Genomic DNA, 21539 nt, shown 5'->3' with positions numbered 1-21539 from the left:
CGTGGTGTCCCTTCATGGCCGCTGTACCGCGTCGGCGGTCGGCGGGTCGGTGAACAGTTTTCGGACGAACTCGGCAGCGTCGTCGTCGGGGGTTCCGGCACGGAGCACCACGCAGGTCGCCGTGCACGAGGCGCCGTGCTGCCGGTACGCGGCCCACAGCACGTACCTCGCCCGGCCGGCGTGCAGCCAGTGCCCGGCCAGCGCCGTCGCGACGTCCGCGGCGTCGTCGGGGTCCGCCTCCAGGACCAGGGACGGGCCCCGCAGACCGAGGGTGAGGCAGGTGAGTCCGGCCAGGATGCCGGGGTTGGAGCCCGCGAACCGCAGTGGCGAGACCCGGCCGCGCGCCGCGTCCCGGGCGATCCTGAGGTGCGTGGGCAGAGCCCGGCCGTCGTTGGTGAGCAGGACGGCGACCTCGTCGGGATCCGCCAGTACCTCCTCCCGGCAGGGGACGAGCGCCTCTTCGGCCGCGGAGACGATCAGCCAGGCGATCGGGTCGGCGTAGAAGGACGGTTTGTTGCGCGTGCAGGACGCGGGGTCGGCGACGGACAGGGTCGCGTGCCCGGCGACGGCGAGCGGCAGGGCCGATGTGCGGCTGCCGGACCCGGAAGGCACCGCGGTGGGCGCGTCGATCCCGACGAGCGGCCCGGAGTCGAACAGCAGACAGGTGTTGAATCCGCCGAAACCCAGGGTGAGGCTGATGCCTTGTGTTCCGTGCGTCTTCTCCGGCCCCGCGCGGGGCAGCCGCAGCGACAGCCCCGGCAGCGGGGAGGAGAGCCCGTGGAGGGGAGGTACGTGTCCCTCCTGGAGGGCGAGCACGGTGGCCACCGCCTCGATCGCCCCGGTGGCGCCGAGACTGTGGCCGAGCGCCCCCTTGGTTCCGAAGACCACGGCGGCGGGCCCGGTCCGGACGCCGCCGAACAGCCGCTGTACGGTGGCGGCTTCGACCTCGTCGTTGAGCGGGGTGCCGGTGCCGTGCGCGCAGATCACGGCCACGTCGCCGGGCCCGCTGCCCGACCCGGCGAGGGCCCGCTGCACCGCGGCGGTCACGGTGCGCCCGGACGGGTCCGGTGCGGTCAGCCCGGAGGCGTCATTGGCCGAACCCGCGCCGCTCAGCGTCGCGTACACCCGGGCGCCCCGGCGGCGGGCCGCGACAGCGCCTTCCAACACCAGGAAGCCCGCGCCCTCACCGAGGGTCATGCCGTCGTGCGCCACGTCGAAGGCGCGCAGCCCGGTGGGACTCATCGTGCCGAGTGCGGAATGACCGAGCCGCTTGGCCTCGGTCAGTACGTCCGCCCCGCCCGCCAGGAAGATTCCCTCGCCGTCGCCCTCGCGGAGCAGTGCCCGGGCGAGCAACAGGCTGTCGGCCCCGGCCGAGCAGGCGGTGGTGACCACCAACGGCCGCCTCCGGTGGCCGAGTTGGCGGGCCGCCGCCACGGCCCAGCCCTCCTGGGGATCCTCGCAATCGATGCGGGCGTCGAAGCTGGTGCCCGGAACGAGGGTCAACCGCCCGTCGTCCGCCGCCACGCCCGCGTCCCGCAAGGCCGCGGCCATGGTGCGCACCGCGAGGGCGACCTGCCGGTCCCATGCCTCCCGACCTCCGGGGCGGTAGGCCGGGGAGGGCACGACGGCAGCACGTTCCGTACGCAGCCGGTGCGGCGACGGTTGGTCGACGACACCCGTCGCGCCCGAGCAGAGCTGCTGCCACACTTCCTGGAGGCCGTCGCCCAGCGGAGTCGCCCAGGCCATGCCGGTGACGACGACCTCGGGCCCGGCACTCACCACAGCTGACGGCCGAGGTCCGCGGCCTTCCTGCGGGTCAGCGTTCCGCGGAAGGCGGCGACCGTCAGGCCGTCGACGGTCGCCTGGCACGAGAAGAAGAACGTGGCGCCGACCAGCCGGTCGGCTCGGACATCGAAGATCACTTGGTCGCCGGGGACGACGGGCCTGGTGAACCGCGACTTGACGGAACCGATCAGCGTCAGCTCGTCGTCGGCCAGCGGGCTGGTGCTCATCTGGTAGAGGATGATCCCGGACTGCGCGAAAGCCTGCATCAGGTGGCTCCCCGGGTAGATCGCCCGTTCCGGGAAGTGTCCTGCGATGGCGTCGAGGTTCCCGGAGACCGACAGCAGGCTCTTGAGGAAGACCCCGGGCTCGTGGTCGGTGATCCGGTCGATGTAGATCATCGGGTGGCGGTGGCGCAGCCACTTCTTGAGCTCCGAGAAGCCGATCTGCCGGTCGGCACCCTGCTGCGGCTCCTGCGCCGGGGGCGTTGCCGCCGCCGTACGTTCAGAGTGCTGCGATGTCGTGTCGAGCTGCATGGGGGACGATCCCTTTCAGAGTGTGACGGACAGCCGGAGGCAGCGGCACCGGGGTGCCGGTCCCCGGGTGGACGGCTGCGAAGGTGAGGGTTCCGGAGGCGAGTTCGGTGCGTGATCCGTCCGTCTCCTCCCGCAGCAGACTGGCGGCCACCCGGATGCGGGCGGCCCCGACGTGCTCCACGACGACCTCCCCGGCGATCGGGTCCCGGTAGGCGCCCGGCCTGCGGTAGCGCACCGTGAGCTCGGTGACGGCGAGGTCGGCGCCGAGTTCGGCGATACGGGCCAGACCCGCGCCGTGTTCCTCGAAGTGGTCGAGTACGAAGGTCTCCAGGAGGGAGACGTATCGGGAGAAGTGGACGACCCCGGAGGCGTCGGTGTCGACGTGCTCGATCCGGCGCCGTACCGTACCGATGGCGGTAGCCGGGGCGTCCGCCGAGGTCACAGCGTCTCCTGGAAGCGCCGGGTGCCCTCGCCCAGCCGGTCGACGATCTCGTCCGCCTGCGCCTCGCCGGTGATCAACGGCGGAGCTATCCGCATCGTCGGGTACACGTAGCGCAGACCGTGGGAGCGCTTTCCGGCCCCGGCCATGAACTCGACGTACACTCCGGCCGAGATCAGGTGGGTGCGCAGGAGGTCCAGTTGGGCCGATGCGGTCTCGGACAACTCCACGCCGTGCATGACGCCGAGGCCCCGCGTGTGCGTGTAGATCTCGGGGAAGCGCCCGACGAGCCCGGACCGCAGCCGGTCGGCCAGCCGTGCGCCCAGTTCCGCGGAGTGCTTGAGCAGGCCCTCGCTCACCAGGTGGTCGATGCCGTCGCGCATCACGGCGCAGGTCAGCGGACGCAGGTCGGAGGTGGAGATGGTGCCGGTGGCACGGGCCCGCAGCTCACGGCGGGCGATGACCATGGAGGTCGACAGCGCGCCCATTCCCAGGCTCTTGCCGATCACCGTGATGTCGGTGGGGACCGGTCCCTCCACGTCGTGCATGCCGAACCAGCGGCCGGTCTTCGCGAAGGTCAGCACCTCGTCGGCGACCAGCCAGGTGTCGTTGTCCCCGCACCTCCCCGACAGGCGGCGCAGGTACCCGGGCGGGGGCAGCAGGATTCCGGCGTCGCCCTGGACGGGTTCGACGAAGACGGCGAGCAGCCGCTCGGAGTTGGCTGCGAAGTACTCCTCCAGCGCGCCCTCGTCGCCGAACGGGATGTGTTCCACTCGCAGGCCGTAGTCGTGGTCCGCGACGGGGCCCGGCAGACCCACCCGGTAGTGCCGGCGGTTGAGGAACGGCAGCAGGCCATGGGTCCAGCCGTGCCAGGCGCCCTCGAACGCCAGGATGGTGTCCCGCTTCTCGCGCCCGGGGCGATGGCGCAGACGCCTGGGGTCGAACCGCGATTCGAGGACCAGCCGGAGTGCCAGTTCCAGTCCCTCGGAGCCGGAGTTTCGGCCCGCGACGTGGTAGGCGTCACCGGGGAAGTGGTCGGTCCACAATCCCTCGGCCCCGAACAGCTGGTCCAGCAGGGCCGCCCGTTCGCGGGACGCGATCTCGTCGGTCACGTACCCGGTGTCGGTGACGGCCCGCTGCAGGGAACGCCGCACACTGTCGTGGCCGGCGCCCAGGCAGGCGCTCCCGTAACCGCCGCCGGCGTCGAAGAGGGTGAAGATTTCGCCGCTTCGGGGCCCGGCGAGCTCCACCGCCTTCAGCTCGACTCCCCGGGCGCCCAGGCAGGCGAACGGCAGGGGCGGGCGGCCGTAGTGGTTGTAGTGCATGGACTGACTTCGCCGGAGCCGATCGAGTTCGGACTCGGTGAGCCGGGTGCCGACTGGCGTGGACAACGGTGTCTCCGTCTCTGACGATGCGATGAGTCGATCGTTTCCGTGCACGTGTACGGCGGAGGCGGGGATGACCCCATGGCGCCGGCCGGTGGGACCGGGTCGGTGCCGAACCCATGGGCCGGGGCAACCGTCAGCCGGCGGGCCGGACGGTGTTCTCCCGCTCCTTCAGCAGCCGCTCCACGAGACTGACGACCGTGCCGAGGGTGGCGAAGTGCTCGGGCGAAAAGTCGTCCTCCGAGATGGTGATGCCGAAGCTCTCCTCGCACAGCACACGCAGTTCCACGAAGCCGAGCGAGTCGAGCCCGTAGACATCCCGCAGGCTGTCGTCCGCGTCCATCCGGCCGACCGGGACCTCCACCATGAGTTCGGAGGAGAGCAGTCCCTTGACGGTCTGTGCCACGTTCGTTGCGTTCACTCGGATCTCCTCTTCGACAGGCCTGACCAGGGCGGCCGGGCGGTGCGGTTGACGGTGGAACGAAGGACCGGCTGTCGTGGAAGGACCGGTCGGTCTCCGGCGCCCGGGCCGCGGCAGGCGGCGTCGGGCAACGCCGTGGGCGACAAGGATTCGTGGGGGGAGAGGACGAACCAGATTCAACGATGCCCCGCATGATCGCCACAAGCGCTCCCGGCAAAGTTGGCAGCATTCACCACCTTGCGGCCGACCACGCATCCGCCACCGAAGCCATCGCTCCGCAGATGGGGCACGGAACGGGGTCGTCAGGGAATCTTCCGTCGGGGGTGTCGGGTTCCCGCCACCCGGTCCACGGGGTGCTCCCCCGGCCGTCTTGCGGTGCCCCCGGGCACCGTCCGGCGCGGACCGGGCCGCGTACGGGGCTTCGCATTCCCGACGTCCGTGCTCAACTCATCTCCGCTTGAGAAGGGTTCACATCCGAGAAAGCCGGGGACGACCCGCCGCTCCCTGCGACGACGCGCGCCGAACAATCGAGAGGTTCACCCGGGCACACCGGAAGCGGACCGCGTGGACGACGCGGCACACCACATCGCCAGGATCGACCGCGCCCGGCTGACGACGACGCCGGTCGACCCCATCGGGTTGCCGGGCGTCAACTCCTTCGGCGCGCCGCCGGACGGCGAGGCCGGAGAGCGGAAGGTGGCCGACCACCTCGGCGGCCGGCTCGAAAAGCCCGGGTGGGGGCCCTCGGCGGGGCGGCGGGACGCATCACGGGGCCGTCCCCGGTCCCCGTCCGGGGTCGGCTTCCCGGACGGCCCGCCGCACGGCGCGTCCGTACCGGTGGGCCATCAGTCGTTGTGCAAGACGGCCCACGGGACCGGCCAAACGGGCGTACCGGGCGGCGGGGCGGCTGAGCGCGAGAACGGTCAGGTGCACCGAGCCGTCGGCGTCGCGTTCGACGAGGAACGCCTCCTCCCCGCATTCGGGGTGGCCGGGCAGGGTGCCGTAACCGAAGCCCACGCGTTCCGCCTCGCGGACCGTCCACACCACCAGGCAGGGGGCACGGACGGGGCCGAGCCGGACGATGACCCGGACCCCGACCGCCGCCCGCGGCGCGTCGGCCTCCAGCGAGAGCCCCGGACCCCGGTGGGTCCGCCAGGTCAGCACGGCGTCCCCGGCCGCGGCGAGGACTTCGGGGCCGCGGCCGAGCGGAACCCGCACGCGCAGTCGGTGGAATCCGGCCGGAGCCGGGGAGCCACCCTCCCGGGTCATGCCGGGGGTGGGATAGGTGAGGTCGTCCATCCCGGAAGTCGTCATGGGACCCCGCCCGAATTCGGAGGATCGGGCCGGTATCGACTCCACGCCGAGCCGGCGGTGCGCACACCCGGTCGGCAGTTTGCCACATCTCCCGGAAGGGATCGGGAAAACCATCCGGCCGGGCCAAACCGGGAACCCGGGCCGGCGGATCGCCGTTGGGGCCGGTCAGGATACGTGCGCGCCGGCCGGTCCCCCGACCGGCGAACCACAGATCGAAAGGATGGTCACCCACATGACCGGACCCATGACTTCCCGTCGCACCGCCGTCGCCGCCGGGGCCGCGGGTATCGCCGCCGTGCTCACCGGTTGCGGCGGATCGGACGACGGTGGGGCGCAGGGCGGCGCGGACACCCCGGAGCCGGGGACGGGCGTCACCGGTGACGTCGGGGACGAGGGCGGCGACACCACCGGCGGGACGGAGGACGGGGGCGGCGAGGCCGGCGGCGAGCTGACCCGGGTCTCCGAGGTTCCCGAGGGCGGCGGGGTCATCCTCGGCGACGAGCGAGTGGTGGTCACCCAGCCCGAGCCCGGGGAGTACCGCGCGTTCAGCGCGGTGTGCACCCATCAGGGTTGTGTGGTGAGCGACATCAGCAACGGCTCGATCAACTGCGCCTGCCATCAGAGCAGTTTCTCCATCGCGGACGGCTCGGTGCTGGGCGGTCCGGCCACCGCGCCACTCCCGGAGCAGGCGATCACCGTGGAGGGGGACTCGGTGCGCCTGGGCTGAACGGGACCCGGCGGGGGCGGCCGTCGTCCACCGGGCCCGGGACGGGGCGCCGGTGGACGACGGCCTTTCGGCGTTTCCGGCGGGCGCGCGCCGGGGCCCGGCGGGGCGGGTGCGCGGGGGCGGATCAACCCGGCCGGGTACCCGGGGCGGGGGCGAGAACAGCGGCGAGGTCGTCGGCCACCCGGTCCATCTCCTCCGGCGCGAGGGACGAGACCGTCAGGCGGATGCCGGGCCCGCTCTCCAGCCGGTAGCGGCTTCCGGGCGCCACCGCCCAACCGGCGGCGAGCATCCCGGCGACGGCCGCGGTCTCGTCCGGGACCGGGATCCACAGATTGGGACCGGTGCGGCCCCGGGCCGCGACGCCCCGTCGCGCGAGCGCGTCGCACAGCAGACCGCGCCGGGTGTCGTAGGAGACGGGGGCCGGCCCGTCGGGGCGCGCCCGGTCGGGCCACAGCAGGGCCACGGTGTCCTGCAGGATGCGGCTGACCCAGCCGGGCCCCGCCCCGATCCGCGCGGCCACGTCCCGCACCGTGACCGGGTCGCCGGTCAGGACGGCGACCCGCAGATCCGGGCCGAGGGACTTGGCCACGGAACGGACCAGGGCCCAGTGGGTGCCGAGACCGCCCAAGGGGTTGAGGGGGGCGGAGACGATGCCGTGTCCGTGGTCGTCCTCGATCAGCAGGGTTTCGGGGAAGGCGGCCAGCAGGGGGCGCAGGGCACCGGCCCGCGCGGCGGAGACGGCGGCGCCGGTGGGGTTCTGTGCGCGGGCGGTGATCACGCAGGCCCGCACCCCGGAGGTGAGGGCGTGTTCCAGTGCTTCGGGCAATGGCCCCTCGTCGTCCACGGCCATGGCGACGGGGCGCAGCCCCAGGGTGGAGAGCAGATCCAGCAGGCCGCCCCACCCCGGGTCCTCGACGGCCACCGGATCCCCGGGGCGGAGCCGGGTGAGCAGGACGCGCTCGATGGCGTCGAGGGCACCGGAGGTCACCGCGAGCGGCCCCTCGGGGACACCGTCGGCGCGCAGCGACTCCCGGGCGACCAGTGCCAGTTCGGGGCCGACCGGGGGTTCGCCGTAGAGGACGGGCTGGGAGGCGGCGCGGGCCGCGACCTCGGCGAGAGCGACCCGGGGGTCCGGGAGCAGGGCGGGGTCGGGGTTTCCGGAGGCCAGGTCGCGGACCCCGGGCGGCACGGGCATGCCCCGGCTCTCGCGCCCGGCGGCGCGCCGGCGCACCCGGGTGCCGCGTCTACCGGCGGTCTCCACCACGCCGCGCTCGCGCAGGGTCCGATAGGCGGCGGCGACGGTGTTGGGGTTGATGCCCAGTCGGGTCGCCAGGGTCCGCATCGGAGGCAGGGCGGTGTCCGGGGGCAGGGCACCGCTCTCCACGCCGTGTTCGATGTCGGCCACGATCTCCGAGGCGCGCCGACCGGTGATGCGATACGCTTCCACGCAATCTCCTCAGTCAAAATCAATTATGCACTAGGGCATAAAGAACGGGAAGCGAGTCCGCCGATGACCGAAGCGCCCTCCACCGCGCGTGCCGTCCCCTCCGGCCCCGACACGGCCGACGAGTACCCGCGCACCGATTTCAACATCCCCACCCGGGGGTCCCACCGGGCCCGGTGGGACCGGGAGTCCGTGCACGCCATCCTGGACGCCGGGTGGATATGCCACCTGGGCTTCGTCCGGGAGGGTCGCCCGGTGGTGCTGCCCACCCTCTACGCCCGATGCGGGGAACGTCTGTACGTCCACGGCTCCACGGGTTCCCGGCCGCTGCGCGCGGCCGGGAACCCCGGAGGGCTGCCGGTGTGCGTGACCGTGACGCACGTGGACGGCGTGGTGCTGGCCAAGTCCGCCTTCCACCACTCGGTCAACCACCGCTCGGTCGTGGTGCACGGCACCGCCCGACAGGTGACCGACCCCACCGAACGGGCCCGGGCACTCGACGCGCTGGTGGACCAGGCGGTACCCGGCCGCTCGGCGGACTGCAGACCGGCCGACGCCCGGGAGGCGGCGGCCACCGCGGTACTCGCCATCGACCTCGGCGAGGTCTCCGCCAAGGTCCGGGAGGGCGGACCGAACGACGAGCCGGAGGATCTCTCACTCCCCCACTGGAGCGGCGTCCTCCCGATCCGCACGGTGCGCGGTGTCCCCGTGCCCGCCGACGACCGGGAGGCGGCCCGGCCGGTTCCGGAGTACCTGGCGACCGATGGGCGTGGCTGACCGGGTCTCGGCGAGGATCAGCGCCGTCACCGCCACCAACAACAGGCCGGTGCCGGCAAGGGTGGTCGGCGAGAGTTCCTCCCCCAGCCAGAGGACCGCGATCACGGCGGCGGTGACCGGCTCGATCAGCGCGACGACCGAGGCGGTCGCCGCCCGCACCACCGCGAGGCCCGCGAAGTACAGGGCGTAGGCCAGGGCGGTGGGCACCGCCGCCATGTAGACCATCAGTCCGATGGTCTCCGGCAGGGCGTCCCCGGTCGGCAGCAGACCGCGGCCCTCCATCAGCCCGAAGGGCAGCAGCAGGGCCGCGCAGACGGCGAAGGAGGAGAGGGTGGTGGATCGGGGGTCCGTGGACACACCGCGTCGCCCGGCCCACCGGGTGTACAGGGTGATGACGGCGTACCCCGTCGCCGAGAGCAGGGCGAAGCCCACCCCGAGCGGGCGAACGGTGCCGTCGCCGTGTGCCCCGCCGAGCATCAGGACGACCAGGCCGAGGAGGGCACCGACGACGGCGAGGGTCCCACCCCGTCCGAGCCGCTCCCCCATCCACCACCGGGCGCCCAGAGCGATGAACACCGGCCCGGCGCCCAGGGTCACCACGGTGCCGACGGCCAGGCCGGTGTGCTGTACACCGGCGAAGTAGCCGGTCTGGAAGACGGTGAGACCCGAGCCCATGACGGTGATCCGGGTGATCCGCTCGCGCCGTCGCGCCGGGGTCGGGCGGGGGTGAACGGCGGGGGCGGAAGCCGGGCGACGCGTCGTTCGGCCGATGACCGGCAGCAGGAGCAGCAGCAGGACCAGACCGCCGAGGGTGCGCCAGAAGGTGAGGGCCACGGGGCCCAGGCCGCTGGTTTCGAAGAGGACGGCGGCCGCGGCTCCGGCCGTGCCCCAGGCGGTGGCGGCGACCACGATGCAGAGCAGTCCCCGGCCCACGGGCAGGGTGGGGGTGGGGGAAGAGGGGTGTGACATGGGTGGGTGTTCTCCCGCGCAGATGGTGCCGAACAGGTCGCGTATCCCGTGGCGGGCACGACCCGTCGGCGCGGGAACCCCGGGGGTCCGTCGCGCTCGTACCGGTGCGGCCCGCGTTACGCGGCCGGGGGCGGAAGAACGGTCATCGGCATGGCTCGCACCCTATGGGGCACCTCCGACCGGGGCAAAGCCCCGGGACCCGGGTGTCCGGTGGGCGGACGGTCAGCCGGTCCCGGGCAGCCAGTCCACCCGGCCGGCGAGCAGCGCCCAGCCGACGAAGGCGACGATGTCGATCAGCGCGTGGGCCACCACCAACGGCATCACCCGCCCCCAGCGCCGGTACAGCAGCACGAAGACCACGCCCATCACGAGGTTGCCGACGAAGCCGCCGATGCCCTGGTAGAGGTGGTAGCCGGCGCGCAGCACCGAGGAGGCCAGGAGAGCCGCCATCGGGGTCCACCCCAACTGTCCGAGTCGGTGCAGCAGGTAGCCGAGTACGATCACCTCCTCCAGCAGGGAGTTCTGCAGGGCCGAGGCGATCAGCACCGGCAGTTTCCACCACGTCTCCGGAAGTGATTCGGGCACCACCGTGAGGTTCAGACCGGAGGCCTGCGCGCTGAGGTAGAGCGCCAGGCCACCGCCGCCGATGACACCTGCCACCCCCGCTCCCCGGCCGAGGTCGGACCACGGCCGACGCAGGTCCAGTCCGATGGCACCGGCTCCGGGCGCGGTGCCGTCGAAGCGGTCGCGGGTGAGGAGGTGGAGCACCAGCAGCACGGGCACCAGGGCGGTGGCGATGCCGAAGATCTGCCAGGCGAGGTCGAGCCACGGCCGGTCCGGGGCGCGGGAGGAGTTGAGCCCCGCGACGTGGTCGGAGAGGCCACCGGGAGCCGTGAGCACGCCGGTGAACCGGATCAGGGAGGCGATCGCGCTCGCCCCCAGCGAGAGCGCCAGAACCAGCAGCACCTCGTGACCCAGGATCCGGCGGCGAAGCGGGTCGGCCACGGGGGCGGGGGCGCGGTGGTTCCCGAGGAGCCGGCCGAGCCGCCCGCCCGGTTCCACCCCGGGTGGGGGCTCCGTCGGGCCGGGGTCCCGCGCCCCGTCCACCGGGTCCGCGTCGTGTCCCGTTCCGTCCCGCCGCATGTACCGCTCCTCAGCCTCGTTCGCCGCCGTACCGCGTCGGCCCCCTCCGCCGGAACGGAAGGAGCCGGCACAGTGGTTCCCGGTCGGGGAACCGACACCGGGCGGGAGCGCCTCAGACGTCCAGGGACCAGGTGTGGACCGGTTCGTCGGTGGCGGAGAGCTCGCAGTACCGCTGGACCAGCCGCATGAGCGCGCCGTCCCGGTCGGCTCCGCGCTCCAGCGCCCGGTGGTGGAACCGAGTCTGCCATCCGGCACCGGTGAGGCCGGTGCGGCAACGACCCTCGATCACCGAGAGGTAGCGGTCCCGGTCGGCCGGGGCGATGCCCCAGGCGTCCAGACCCGCCGCGGCCATGGGCAGCAGGTGGTCGGCGACCAGGCGGGCGGCGGGGATCTCCTCGCTCTCCTGTCCCCGCCCCCGGCGCGGCCACGCCAGGCGGGCGTCGATGCCGTGCCGACAGGCGGTGTGGAAGTTGTGCTCGGCCATCCGGAACGGCAGTCGGTGCCACAACGGTTCGGATTGTTCGGCCAGCGCGCGGACCAGGCCGTAGTAGAAGGCCGCGTTGGCGACCATGTCCGTGGCGGTGGGGCCGGTGGACAGGACCCGGTTCTCCACCCGCAGGTGCGGTACGCCGTCCGCGATGTCGTAGACGGGGCGGTTCCAGCGGTAGATGGTGCCGTTGTGCAGGACGAGTTCGGCGAGCCGGGGAACGCCACCGGCGGCCAGCACCCGCCGGGGCTGCTCCTCGTCGCACAGTGGCAGCAGGGCGGGGAAGTAGCGCAGGTTCTCCTCGAAGAGGTCGAGGGGCGAATCGATCCAGCGTTCCCCGAACCAGGAGCGCGGGCGCACCCCCTGGGCGATGAGTTCGGGGGGACGGGTGTCGGTGGCCTGCAGGAAGAGCGGGGGCCTGGTCTCCTGCCACAACTGACGGCCGAAGGCGAAGGGCGAGTTGGCGCCCACCGCGATCTGGGCGGCGGCGGCGATCTGGGAGGCGTTCCACACGTCGGCGAACCGATCGGGGGTGACCTGGAGATGAAACTGTACGGCCGTGCAGACCGATTCGGGGATGATCGAGTCGAAGGTGCGCCGCAGGGTCTCGGTGCCCGTGATATCGAGGGAGATCAATTCACCGCGGGCCGACATGATCTGATCGTTCAGCAACGTGTAGCGTTCGACATCGGTGAGTTGGGCGGCATTCATTCCCTCTCCGGTGAGGGTGGGGAGAATGCCGACCAGAACCGGCCGGGCATCGAATTTCGCACCGGTCCGCGCCGCGTAGGCGAAGGCGATCCGCAACTCCTCGGCCAGGTCATCCAGGACGCGTCCGCGCAACCGACGGGGCGCCATATTCAGTTCAAGGGTGAAGCGCCCCAACTCGCTCTGGAAATCAGCGGTTGCCATTCGGGAGAGAACTTCCTCGTTGACCATTCGGGGAACGCCCCGGGAATCGGCCAACGGAACCTCCACCTCCAACCCGATGAGATCCCGGGGACGGTCGAACGCCTTGTCCTCCAGCAAATCGCGCAGGGCCTCCAGACAGCTCTGCAGCTTCTCGCGAAAACGCCGGCGGTCCGCCGGGTCGAAGCCGTCAGCTGCGATGTTCGCGCCCACGACCGGGCACCTCCTTCGACGGTCCCCCGGAACCGGACGGCGCCGGGGGTGTCCGGGATCGGGGCGTGCCGCCCGCGATGTTCCGATCATGCCCATCACCGGGGCACGCTAACGCACGGGACGCGGCACGCCGCTTCCGACGGAAGCACGGTCGTGGCGCATATTCCTGTGGAATACTGCCCGCAGGGGAGCCGGAAGGGCGTGGCTTCCGTCGTCCGGTCGCCCCGCCCACCATGACTTCCGGGGGGCGGGAAACGGAATTCGGCCGGTTTTCCGCTTGCCGTCACGTGCCGGTACGGCTACCGGAAACATGGCGCCAACATCCGCCGGTTAAAATCCGGGAACGCGTGTCTCCGAAGCGAGAGGCGACCCACCATGCCCCTGTATCTTCCGCCGGCACCCGAGTCGGCCGAGCACTGTGTGCGCACCGCGCTCCGCTCCCCCGCTCTCCGGGCTCCCCGTTCCCGGGAATCCCATGGAGCGCACCGCGAGGACCGGGAGGTTCACGAGAGTCGCGAGAACCTGGTACCGACGCGCCCGCTGCCGGTCCACCAATGGGAGGTCGGGACGGTCGTTCCCGCCTCCGCGCCCCTGGTCGGTTGGAGGTTCCTGCTGGTGCGCGACGGTCTGCCGGTCGGTACCGCCGAGACCCGGCTGACCCCGGGCGGCTGGACCTTCTCCCACTTCGGGGAGGGCCCCTACGCCGCCTCCACGGACCTCGCACTGCGCCGGGCGGAGGAATTGGACGACACCTGGTCGCCGTGCCTGTTGTCGGTGCCCCGGTTGTACATGCTCACCCTGTGGTTGCGTCCGGTCGGGGAGACCGGCACGGCGGAGCCGACCGCCGGCCCCGTCGCCGGTGACCTGCTGGTGCCCCTGGCACCGGCGCCGCCGGGCATCGCGGCGAACCGGCCGATGACGGCCGCGACGCTGCACGCGTTGGTGGGTTCCAGACTGGCGCCTGCTCGGTTGGCGGGCTGAGAGCGCCGGACGCCGGGTCGGGCCCGTTCCTCCGAGGACGTGGGAGCGGACCCGACCCGGCACCCGTGTGTCCGGGCTCGTTCGCGGGACGGCGTTCCGGAGTTCTTCGGCCGACCGGGGCCGGCGGGGCCGGATCCGCCCGTCGTGATCCGGTCGCATCCCGCCCACCGGCGCGCGCCGCGTCACGGCCCCCGGCGGCGGTTTCGCGCGGCGGGAGCCCGTGACGCGGTCGGCCGTCAGCTCCGGTACGCCTCCGGCGGCGGGCAGGAACAGACCAGATTGCGGTCGCCACGCGCGCCGTCGATGCGCCGGACCGGCGGCCAGTACTTGTCGGCCGGGTCCGTTCCCTCGGGGAAGGCGGCCTCGGCGCGCGAGTACGGGTGCGGCCACTCCCCCGCCAGTTGCGCGGCGGTGTGCGGGGCGTTGCGCAGCGGGTTGTCGTCGGCGGGCCACTCCCCGGAGGCCACCCGTCCGATCTCCTCCCGGATGGCGATCATCGCGTCGCAGAAGCGGTCGATCTCCGTGAGGTCCTCGCTCTCGGTCGGCTCGATCATCAGCGTGCCGGCCACCGGGAAGGACATGGTCGGGGCGTGGAAGCCGTAGTCGATGAGTCGCTTGGCCACGTCGTCGATGGTGACGCCGGTGGCCTTGGTCAGCGGCCGCACGTCCACGATGCACTCGTGGGCGACCAGGCCACCGGGGCCGGTGTAGAGCACCGGGAAGTGCGGGCGCAGGCGGTGGGCGATGTAGTTGGCGGCCAGGACCGCCGTGCCGGTGGCGCGTCGCAGGCCGTCCGGGCCCATCAGCCGCAGGTAGGCCCAGGAGATGGGCAGGATGCCCGCGGACCCGAAGGGGGCGGCGGAGATCGGGCCGATGCCGGTCTCCGGTCCGGCGTCCGGGCGCAGCGGATGGTTGGGCAGGTATGGCGCCAGGTGGGCGCGGACCGCGACCGGGCCCACACCGGGGCCACCGCCGCCGTGCGGAATACAGAAGGTCTTGTGCAGGTTCAGGTGCGAGACGTCCGCCCCGAACCGTCCCGGCCGGGCGAGGCCGACGAGGGCGTTGAGATTGGCGCCGTCGACGTACACCTGTCCGCCGGCGTCGTGGACGGCCGCGCAGATATCGCCGATGTTCTCCTCGAAGACGCCGTGGGTGGAGGGGTAGGTGACCATCAGCACCGCGAGCCGGTCACGGTACTCGGCGATGCGGGCGTGCAGGTCCTCGGTGTCGATGTCGCCGTTGTCGCCGGTGCGGACCACCACCACCTCCATGCCGGCCATGACGGCGCTGGCGGCGTTGGTGCCGTGGGCGGAGGAGGGGATCAGGCAGACCGTACGCCCCTCCTGACCGCCGGCCCGGTGGTGGGCGCGCACCGCGAGCAGACCGGCGAGTTCGCCCTGGGATCCGGCGTTGGGCTGCAGGGAGACCCGGTCGTAGCCGGTGATCTCCGCCAGGCGCTCCTCCAGGTCGCGGATCAGCGCCAGGTAACCCCCGGTCTGGTCGGCCGGGGCGAAGGGGTGCAGGTCGGCGAAGCCGGGCCAGGTGATGGGTTCCATCTCGACCGCGGCGTTCAGCTTCATGGTGCAGGAACCGAGCGGGATCATGCCCCGGTCCAGGGCGTAATCACGGTCGGCGAGTCGCCGGATGTAGCGCAGCAGGGAGGTCTCGGAGCGGTGCTCGTGGAAGACCGGGTGGGCGAGGTAACCGCCGGCGCGCGAGAGATCGGCGGGCAGCGCGTCGGGGGTCCGGGCGTCGAGGTCCTCCAGCGGAGCCGGCGCCCCGGTGCCGGCTCCGGGATCGGTCGACAGCGGGGTACCGAAGGCGGCCAGGACGGAGAGCAGGTCGGCGCGGCCGGTGGTCTCGTCACAGGTGACACCCACGTGGTCGGCGTCGACGCGGCGCAGGTTGATCCCGGCTTCGCGGGCGTCGCCGACCACCTCGTCCGCCCGACCGGGCACCCGGGCGGTGACGGTGTCGAAGAAGGCGTCGTGGAGCACCTGCACGCCGCCGGCCCGCAGCCCCGCGGCCAGCAGCGCGGCCATGCGGTGGGTGCGGCGGGCGATGGCGGCCAGACCCTCCGGTCCGTGGTGGACGGCGTAGAAGCCGGCGATCACGGCGAGCAGCACCTGGGCGGTGCAGATGTTACTGGTGGCCTTTTCGCGGCGGATGTGCTGCTCGCGGGTCTGCAGCGCCAGGCGGTGGGCCGGGCGGCCGTCGGCGTCCCGGGAGACGCCCACCAGGCGGCCGGGCAGGCTGCGGGCGTGCCGGTCGCGGACGGCGAGGTAACCGGCGTGCGGACCACCGAAGCCCATCGGCACGCCGAAACGCTGGGTGGTGCCCACCGCGATGTCGGCCCCCAGCTCACCGGGCGGCGTCAGCAGGGTGAGCGCCAGCAGGTCGGCGGCGACGGTGACCAGGGCGCCCAGTGCGCGGGCGCGTTCGATGACGGTGCGGGGGTCCCGGACGGCTCCCGAGGCACCGGGGTACTGGAGCAGCAGACCGAAGAAGCCACGCTCGGTGATCTCCTCGGGCAGCCCGTTCGCGAGGTCGGCGGTGACCACCTCGATACCGAGGGGTTCGGCCCGGGTGCGCAGAACGGTGAGGGTCTGCGGGAGGCACTCGGAGTCGACCACGAAGACATCGGAGGAGGCGCGTCCCACCCGCCGCGACAGGGCCATGGCCTCGGCCGCGGCGGTGCCCTCGTCCAGCAGGGAGGCACCGGCCACGGGCAGCGCGGTGAGGTCGCAGACCACGGTCTGGAAGTTCAGCAGGGCCTCCAGTCGGCCCTGGGAGATCTCCGGCTGGTAGGGCGTGTACGCGGTGTACCAGGCGGGATTCTCCAGCACGTTCCGTCGGATCACGGCGGGGGTGACGGTGCCGTGGTATCCCAGGCCGATCATGGGGCGCAGGACCTGGTTGCGATCGGCGAGTTCGCGCAGTTCCGCCAGGACCTCGGCCTCGGTGCGGGCCGCGGGCAGCGCGAGGGCCTCGGGGGAACGGATCACGGCGGGTACGGCGGCGTCCAGCAGCGCGTCCAGCGAGTCGTGACCGACGGCGTCGAGCATCTTGGCCCGCTCGGCCTCGTCGGGGCCGATGTGTCGGGCGGCGAAGGGGGTTCCGCGTTCGAGTTCGGCGAGGGTGGGGGCGGGTGACCGCCGGTCTGCGAGCGGGGACATGTGGGGCCTCCTGGTCTGGACCTCCGGACGTCCCGACCGGGCGCCCGCGGCCTCCCCCTCTGTCATCACGACGACTCGCGACCTGAGAGCTTCACCGACCGGGCCGGGCCCGGTGGCTTTCCCCTTCGGTGAGCGGGGCGGGGGATCGACGGCGATCCCGACGCGCGCGCTGCTTTCCAGAGTGGTTTCGCCCGTGCGGTACGGGGGCCTGAGAGATTCCGGGGAGGATTTGCTCCTTCGGCGCCGTCGGAAGTCCCGCTCCGACGAACTCTCCCGCACGAGGTCGGCAACCCGGAATCGATCCTACCAGCGCCCTTCGAGTGGCAGATGGAACGAAAGTGCCTTTGGGTTGGTGATGAGGACGTGCGTCCCGGGGCAGGAGGGCGCACGGGCCCCGGGCCGGATACCGGCGCCGCCGGGACGGATCGACGAAGGTGGATGAGGTGGAGGAGACGTGCACACGAACATCGACCCCCGGGAACTGATCGGCCGTCGGGCCGTGGACCGTCACGGGACCCGGATCGGCACGGTGGACGAGGTCTACCTCGACGACGCGACCGGAACACCGGAGTGGGCGGCGGTGCGCACCGGTCTGTTCAGCCGGGACGCCTTCGTCCCCCTGGAGCCGAGTGAACTGGTCGACGAGGAGTTGCGGGTGCCCTTCGACCGGTCCCTGGTGCGCGAGGCCCCCGATTTCGGGGTGGGGCGTCATCTCTCACCGGAGCAGGAACTCCAGTTGTACCGGCACTACGGACTGGACGTTCCGGGTGGGTCCGCCCCGTCCTCGGAGGATCGGGACTTCGGCCGGCTGGCGGGCGGTCCGTCCGGGACCGGGGCGGACTCCCCGGGGCCGACCGGGACGGGGAGGATCTCCGGCGAGGGAGGGGACGGGACCGCCGAGCCGCGGGACTGATCGGTCGCGACGAGCGGCAGCGGATCGGCCTCCCGCAGTGCCGGGTCGTCGATCCGCAGGGTGACGGCCCGGCCCGGCGGTGAGTCGGGGCGCTCGAAGCGGACGGTGACCCGTCCCAGTCCGCTGCCCTGGATCCACCCGGGCCCGTGCACGGCGTGGTGGACGTCACGTCCGGGGGCGGGTCGCAGCACCGACCGGCCGATTCCGGTCTCCCCCCGCTCGGCGGTCGCCGGCGGGAGGGTGGGCAACGGGCGGGGGGCGGCGCGGCCGAGGGCGTCGGGAAGCCCGGGGTCGTCCTCCCGCCGAGGGGAGGTCGCGCCGGCACCCGTGCCCGCGGGGGTTCCGGGGCCGTCCGTCCCCACCAGGGCGAAGAGGTCCTCCTGGGTGAACTCGGCCAACCCGGTGAGCCCCACCCCCAGCAGCCGGACGCCCTCACCGATGCCGACGGCCGCCAGCAGGCGCGTCGCGGAGTCACGGACGACGACGGGATCGTCGGTGGCCCCGCGCAGGGTCTCCGAGCGGGTCAGCGTGGTGAAGTCGTGGAAGCGGATCTTCAGCACGACGGTGCGTGCCGAACGGCCGGCGTCCCGCAGGCGACGGACCGCCCGGTCCGCCAGCCGGAGCGTCTCGGTGTGGAGCCGGGCGCGGTCGGTGAGGTCCTCGTCGAAGGTGTCCTCCGCCGAGACGGATTTCGCGTCCCGTTCCGCCATCACGGGGCGGTCGTCGCGGCCGGCGGCCATGGTGTGCACGGCGGTCCCGTGGGCGCGTCCCAGTAGGCGAATCAGTTCCTGCTCCCCGGCCCGGACGGCGTCACCGGCGGTGACGATACCGGCCCGGCGCAGCGTGTCCCCGGTGACCGGTCCCACTCCGGGGAGGATCCGGATCGGCAGGGGCTCGAGGAAGGACCGCTCGGCACCGATCGGGATGACCGCCAGCCCGTTGGGTTTCGCCTGCTCCGAGGCGATCTTGGCGAGCATCTTGGATCCGGCCAGGCCCACCGAGGCGGTCAGACCCGTGCGGGCGCGGATCCGGGCACGCGTCGCCTCCCCGATGGCCCGCGCGCTCTCCTCGTCCACGGGAGCGGGTCCGGCGGCCAGGTCCACGAACGCCTCGTCCAGGCTGAGCGGCTCCACCAGCGGGGAGAGTTCGCCCAGCACCCCCATCACCACGGAGCTGATCTCCCGGTAGAAGGTGAAGCGAGGGATGAGGTAGGCGGCGTGTGGGCAGAGTCTGCGCGCCCGGGCGGTGGGCATGGCGGATCGTACGCCGTCGCGGCGGGCCTCGTAGGAGGCGGTGGCCACCACACCCCGGGGGCCGAGCCCGCCCACCACCACCGGTCGACCGCGCAGGCTGGGCTTGGAGGCCTGTTCCACCGAGGCGTAGAAGGCGTCCATGTCCAGGTGCAGGACGGTGGGATGTTCCCGCACGGCTCCCGTGCCTCCCCTCCGCCGGCTCTCCCCCGACGCCGCCGACTTCCCGGACGGCGCTCACGGCCACGGCTCCCGTGGTCGACGCGGACCGATCGGGAACGCACGTTCGAGTATGGCCCGGGACACCGACAACCGTGGTCATCCCGGTGAGGAGGGGGAGCCGGATCACTCGGCGGTCGGGACGCGCGGCGCCCGACTCAGGGGGAGCCGCGCCGGCGACGGCGGGCCAGTTCGTCGTCCGGGTGAACGCTCTCCGTGGGTTCTCCGGTGTCCACGCGTTCGCCGGGCAGTTCCGCGAGTGCGGTGCGGACATCCGACCACACCGCTCCCACGGCGATGCCGAAGACCCCGCGGCCGTCCCGGAGGAGTTCGGTGACCTCCTCGACGGAGGAACAGCGGTGGACGACCGCCCCGTCACTGAGGAGCGTCATGTCGGGCAGTTCCGCGGGGTCGGCGGCACGCAGCACCACCGCCGCCGCGCGGATGCTCTGCAGGGAGACGCCGGCGTCCAGCAGACGCTTGACGACCTTGAGCACCAGGACGTCCCGGACCCCGTAGAGACGTTGGGTGCCCGATCCCCTGGCGGGGCGGATGGAGGGTTCCACCAAGCCGGTGCGGGCCCAGTAGTCCAGTTGGCGGTAGGTGATGCCGGCCGCGGCGCACGCGCTGGGGCCCCGATAACCGAGTTCCGGGGTCGGCTCGACGCCGCGCCGGGGTGGTTCGGGATTCCTCCCCTGGGCGACCACCGTGCGCCGCAGCGCCGGTCGGGGTACGGAGCGGGACAGGGACGATCCCCGGAGGGTCCTCACCCCGCCCACCGCCTTTCCGTTGCCATTGCCGGTCACGCCCGCCTCCGTTCTGCGTGTCGCCACGGCCCCGGGGACGCGCCCGGGGGCGTCTTCCCACCCGTCGCCGACGGTCCTCCGCGGACGCGACGACGGCGTTCCGCTGTTCGGGACATGCCCCACCGACGCTAGGCACCCCCGGGGAGCGCGTCAACGATCGCCACGCCGCGTGACGGATCCGGCTTCGGAAACACCCGTGGGGGGCAACGGTGGACGGAGTCGACGGCACGCGGCTCAGCGGTTGCCGGTGCCGAAGTCCTCGGGGGAGATCTGGTCCAGGAACTCGCGGAAGCGTTCGACCTCGTCCTCCTGCTCGTCGGCGATGATGATGCCGGCGTCGTCGAGGACGCCGTCACTGCCGTAGATGGGGGAGCCGACGCGCAGGGCGAGCGCTATGGCGTCCGAGGGGCGGGCACTGACCTCCACACCACTGGCGAAGACGAGCTCGGCGTAGAAGACCCCGTCGCGCAGGTCGGTGATGCGGACCGACGCGAGTTCCTCCCCGAACGCCTCCACCACGTCCTTGAGAAGGTCGTGGGTGAGCGGACGGGGTGGCGTCATGCCCTGTTGCGCGAAGGCGATGGCGGTGGCCTCCCCCGGTCCGATCCAGATCGGCAGGTAACGGTCTCCACCGACCTCGCGCAGAAGCACGATCGGCTGGTTGTTGGGCATCTCGACCCGGACACCGACGACATCGAGCTGGTTCACACAGCAACCCTAGGCCGTGGCCGGCCGGTTTGAACAGTCGAACCCGCCCGGGAGGGGCGAACACGCCGTCACCGGCCGGCCGGAAACGGGGGTCGGCGCACCCGACCGGACGGGTGCGCGCCGTCCCCGGCCCGGTCGGGTGCGACCGGGCCGACGGGACGGCGCCTCAGCCCGCGTAGAAAACCATCCGGTACTTCCCGATCTGGACCTCGTCACCCGTGGTGAGCACGACCGTGTCGATCTGCTCGCGGTTGACGTAGGTGCCGTTGAGGCTGCCGACGTCGGAAACGGTGAAGCCGCCCTCGGGCCGACGGCGGAACTCCACGTGCCGACGGGAGACGGTCACATCGTCCAGGAAGATGTCGCTCTCCGGATGACGACCGGCCGTGGTCAGGTCGCTGTCCAGCAGGAAACGACTTCCCGAGTTGGGACCGCGACGCACCACGAGCAGGGCGGAACCCGGTGGAAGGGCGTCGACCGCCGCCTGCGCCTCCGGGGAGAGCGACGGGGCCGCGTTCTGGCCGGTCATCTCGGCCTCGTACGCCTCGATCCCGGAGATCGAGATCGTGGAGGTGGTCTCGGAGGACCCCTCCGCCATCGTGCCGGGCCTCAACGGGGCCCCGCACTGGGAGCAGAACCGGCTGCTGGTCGGGTTCGGGGTCGAGCAGCGGGGGCAACCCTGCTTCGGGACGGCACCTATCCCGCCGGGGGCGCCCCCGGCGGTCGTCTCCGCCCCGGCCACCTCGTCACGGAACAGGGGCCGCCCGCTCTCGCCCTCCGACCGACCCGCAGGGGGCTCGCCCGGCCGGCCGGCGCGGTGCCGCGCGGCCTGCTCGGAGCCGCCCTGACGCCTGCCGAACAACTTAGCGAAAAAACTCACCGGCGATTCCCCTCGCACCTCGTCCTCCGTCCCACCGCGGGACGGAGAAACCATTCTCTC

The 21539-nt window shown here is 72.6% G+C and carries 17 protein-coding genes, 2 pseudogenes and 1 riboswitch; of the genes and pseudogenes, 4 read left to right on the top strand and 15 right to left on the bottom strand.

Annotation, left to right across the window (positions count from 1 at the left end; translation table 11 throughout):
* Positions 1-12: 12 nt before the first annotated feature.
* The 6 genes from LZF96_RS04170 to LZF96_RS04145 form a co-directional block, all read right to left on the bottom strand.
* A complete protein-coding gene (locus LZF96_RS04170; RefSeq protein ID WP_233865706.1) occupies positions 13-1779 on the bottom strand; it encodes a beta-ketoacyl synthase N-terminal-like domain-containing protein in 1767 nt (588 codons plus the stop codon).
* On the bottom strand, positions 1776-2318 hold the full coding sequence (locus LZF96_RS04165) for a 3-hydroxyacyl-ACP dehydratase FabZ family protein (protein ID WP_233865705.1): 543 nt from the start codon (positions 2316-2318) through the stop codon (positions 1776-1778). Before LZF96_RS04165 ends, LZF96_RS04170 begins: the two co-directional genes overlap by 4 nt.
* Complete coding sequence (locus tag LZF96_RS04160) at positions 2287-2760, bottom strand: thioesterase family protein (RefSeq protein ID WP_233865703.1); 474 nt, start codon at positions 2758-2760, stop codon at positions 2287-2289. Before LZF96_RS04160 ends, LZF96_RS04165 begins: the two co-directional genes overlap by 32 nt.
* A complete protein-coding gene (locus LZF96_RS04155; protein ID WP_233865701.1) occupies positions 2757-4148 on the bottom strand; it encodes an aminotransferase class III-fold pyridoxal phosphate-dependent enzyme in 1392 nt (463 codons plus the stop codon). Before LZF96_RS04155 ends, LZF96_RS04160 begins: the two co-directional genes overlap by 4 nt.
* Before the next feature lie 130 nt (positions 4149-4278).
* The gene (locus LZF96_RS04150; RefSeq protein WP_233865699.1) at positions 4279-4563 is read right to left on the bottom strand and encodes an acyl carrier protein; all 285 of its coding nucleotides are present in this window, start codon (positions 4561-4563) and stop codon (positions 4279-4281) included.
* Positions 4564-5328: 765 nt separating this feature from the next.
* Complete coding sequence (locus LZF96_RS04145) at positions 5329-5877, bottom strand: DUF1990 family protein (protein WP_233865698.1); 549 nt, start codon at positions 5875-5877, stop codon at positions 5329-5331.
* 232 nt (positions 5878-6109) lie between these two features.
* Between LZF96_RS04145 and LZF96_RS04140 the strand changes: the two genes are divergently transcribed.
* A complete protein-coding gene (locus tag LZF96_RS04140) occupies positions 6110-6604 on the top strand; it encodes a Rieske (2Fe-2S) protein (protein WP_233865697.1) in 495 nt (164 codons plus the stop codon).
* A gap of 124 nt (positions 6605-6728) precedes the next feature.
* Here the strand turns inward: LZF96_RS04140 and LZF96_RS04135 are convergent, their stop codons facing one another.
* Positions 6729-8051 carry an aminotransferase class I/II-fold pyridoxal phosphate-dependent enzyme gene (locus tag LZF96_RS04135; protein WP_233865696.1) on the bottom strand — a complete coding sequence of 441 codons (1323 nt, stop codon included), beginning with the start codon at positions 8049-8051 and terminating at the stop codon, positions 6729-6731.
* A gap of 63 nt (positions 8052-8114) precedes the next feature.
* Between LZF96_RS04135 and LZF96_RS04130 the strand changes: the two genes are divergently transcribed.
* On the top strand, positions 8115-8825 hold the full coding sequence (locus LZF96_RS04130) for a pyridoxamine 5'-phosphate oxidase family protein (RefSeq protein WP_233865695.1): 711 nt from the start codon (positions 8115-8117) through the stop codon (positions 8823-8825).
* Here LZF96_RS04130 and LZF96_RS04125 read toward each other — a convergent pair.
* From LZF96_RS04125 to LZF96_RS04115, 3 genes and pseudogenes are all read right to left on the bottom strand, one after another.
* Positions 8820-9794 (bottom strand): annotated as a pseudogene (locus LZF96_RS04125) (DMT family transporter); the annotation flags it as partial. The gene LZF96_RS04130 and the pseudogene LZF96_RS04125 sit on opposite strands and share 6 nt — an antisense overlap.
* A gap of 222 nt (positions 9795-10016) precedes the next feature.
* Positions 10017-10799, bottom strand: a complete 783-nt coding sequence (locus LZF96_RS04120) for a CPBP family intramembrane glutamic endopeptidase (protein ID WP_233865694.1) — start codon at positions 10797-10799, stop codon at positions 10017-10019.
* A gap of 250 nt (positions 10800-11049) precedes the next feature.
* Positions 11050-12546 (bottom strand): glutamate--cysteine ligase, encoded by a 1497-nt coding sequence (locus tag LZF96_RS04115; RefSeq protein ID WP_233865693.1) that lies wholly within the window; start codon positions 12544-12546, stop codon positions 11050-11052.
* A gap of 375 nt (positions 12547-12921) precedes the next feature.
* Here LZF96_RS04115 and LZF96_RS04110 point away from each other — a divergent pair, with 375 nt between their 5' ends.
* The gene (locus LZF96_RS04110) at positions 12922-13527 is read left to right on the top strand and encodes a hypothetical protein (protein ID WP_233865692.1); all 606 of its coding nucleotides are present in this window, start codon (positions 12922-12924) and stop codon (positions 13525-13527) included.
* A gap of 236 nt (positions 13528-13763) precedes the next feature.
* Here the strand turns inward: LZF96_RS04110 and gcvP are convergent, their stop codons facing one another.
* Positions 13764-16703, bottom strand: coding sequence for an aminomethyl-transferring glycine dehydrogenase (gene gcvP, locus LZF96_RS04105; protein WP_233865691.1), 2940 nt, complete (start codon positions 16701-16703; stop codon positions 13764-13766).
* A 186-nt stretch (positions 16704-16889) separates the two neighbouring features.
* Positions 16890-16989, bottom strand: a riboswitch (glycine riboswitch).
* A gap of 168 nt (positions 16990-17157) precedes the next feature.
* On the opposite strand from gcvP, the gene LZF96_RS04100 reads away from it, so the two are divergent.
* Positions 17158-17616, top strand: a complete 459-nt coding sequence (locus LZF96_RS04100; RefSeq protein WP_308294142.1) for a PRC-barrel domain-containing protein — start codon at positions 17158-17160, stop codon at positions 17614-17616.
* A 53-nt stretch (positions 17617-17669) separates the two neighbouring features.
* On the opposite strand, the pseudogene LZF96_RS04095 reads toward LZF96_RS04100, so the two are convergent.
* The 4 genes and pseudogenes from LZF96_RS04095 to LZF96_RS04080 all read right to left on the bottom strand — a co-directional run.
* Positions 17670-19010, bottom strand: a pseudogene (locus tag LZF96_RS04095) (DNA polymerase IV); the annotation flags it as partial.
* 233 nt (positions 19011-19243) lie between these two features.
* Complete coding sequence (locus tag LZF96_RS04090) at positions 19244-19891, bottom strand: MerR family transcriptional regulator (protein WP_374203087.1); 648 nt, start codon at positions 19889-19891, stop codon at positions 19244-19246.
* Between the two features lie 234 nt (positions 19892-20125).
* The gene (locus tag LZF96_RS04085; RefSeq protein WP_143621553.1) at positions 20126-20599 is read right to left on the bottom strand and encodes a bifunctional nuclease family protein; all 474 of its coding nucleotides are present in this window, start codon (positions 20597-20599) and stop codon (positions 20126-20128) included.
* Between the two features lie 166 nt (positions 20600-20765).
* Positions 20766-21533: an FHA domain-containing protein gene (locus LZF96_RS04080; protein ID WP_233865688.1), complete on the bottom strand. Its 768-nt coding sequence runs from the start codon at positions 21531-21533 to the stop codon at positions 20766-20768.
* Positions 21534-21539 lie beyond the last annotated feature (6 nt).

The organism is Streptomyces sp. ST2-7A (genome assembly GCF_021390475.1).
GTDB lineage: Bacteria > Actinomycetota > Actinomycetes > Streptomycetales > Streptomycetaceae > Streptomyces.
Note: the sequence above shows the minus strand (reverse complement) of the source record. Positions and strands in the feature narration are given on the sequence as shown.

What these genes read in the sequence shown, in the direction of transcription:
- LZF96_RS04165 (WP_233865705.1), bottom strand. Translation starts at nt 2,318, where the DNA reads ATGCAGCTCGACACGACATCGCAGCACTCTGAACGTACGGCGGCGGCA.
- LZF96_RS04145 (WP_233865698.1), bottom strand. Translation starts at nt 5,877, where the DNA reads ATGACGACTTCCGGGATGGACGACCTCACCTATCCCACCCCCGGCATG.
- LZF96_RS04140 (WP_233865697.1), top strand. Translation starts at nt 6,110, where the DNA reads ATGACCGGACCCATGACTTCCCGTCGCACCGCCGTCGCCGCCGGGGCC.
- LZF96_RS04130 (WP_233865695.1), top strand. Translation starts at nt 8,115, where the DNA reads ATGACCGAAGCGCCCTCCACCGCGCGTGCCGTCCCCTCCGGCCCCGAC.
- LZF96_RS04110 (WP_233865692.1), top strand. Translation starts at nt 12,922, where the DNA reads ATGCCCCTGTATCTTCCGCCGGCACCCGAGTCGGCCGAGCACTGTGTG.
- gcvP (WP_233865691.1), bottom strand. Translation starts at nt 16,703, where the DNA reads ATGTCCCCGCTCGCAGACCGGCGGTCACCCGCCCCCACCCTCGCCGAA.
- LZF96_RS04080 (WP_233865688.1), bottom strand. Translation starts at nt 21,533, where the DNA reads ATGGTTTCTCCGTCCCGCGGTGGGACGGAGGACGAGGTGCGAGGGGAA.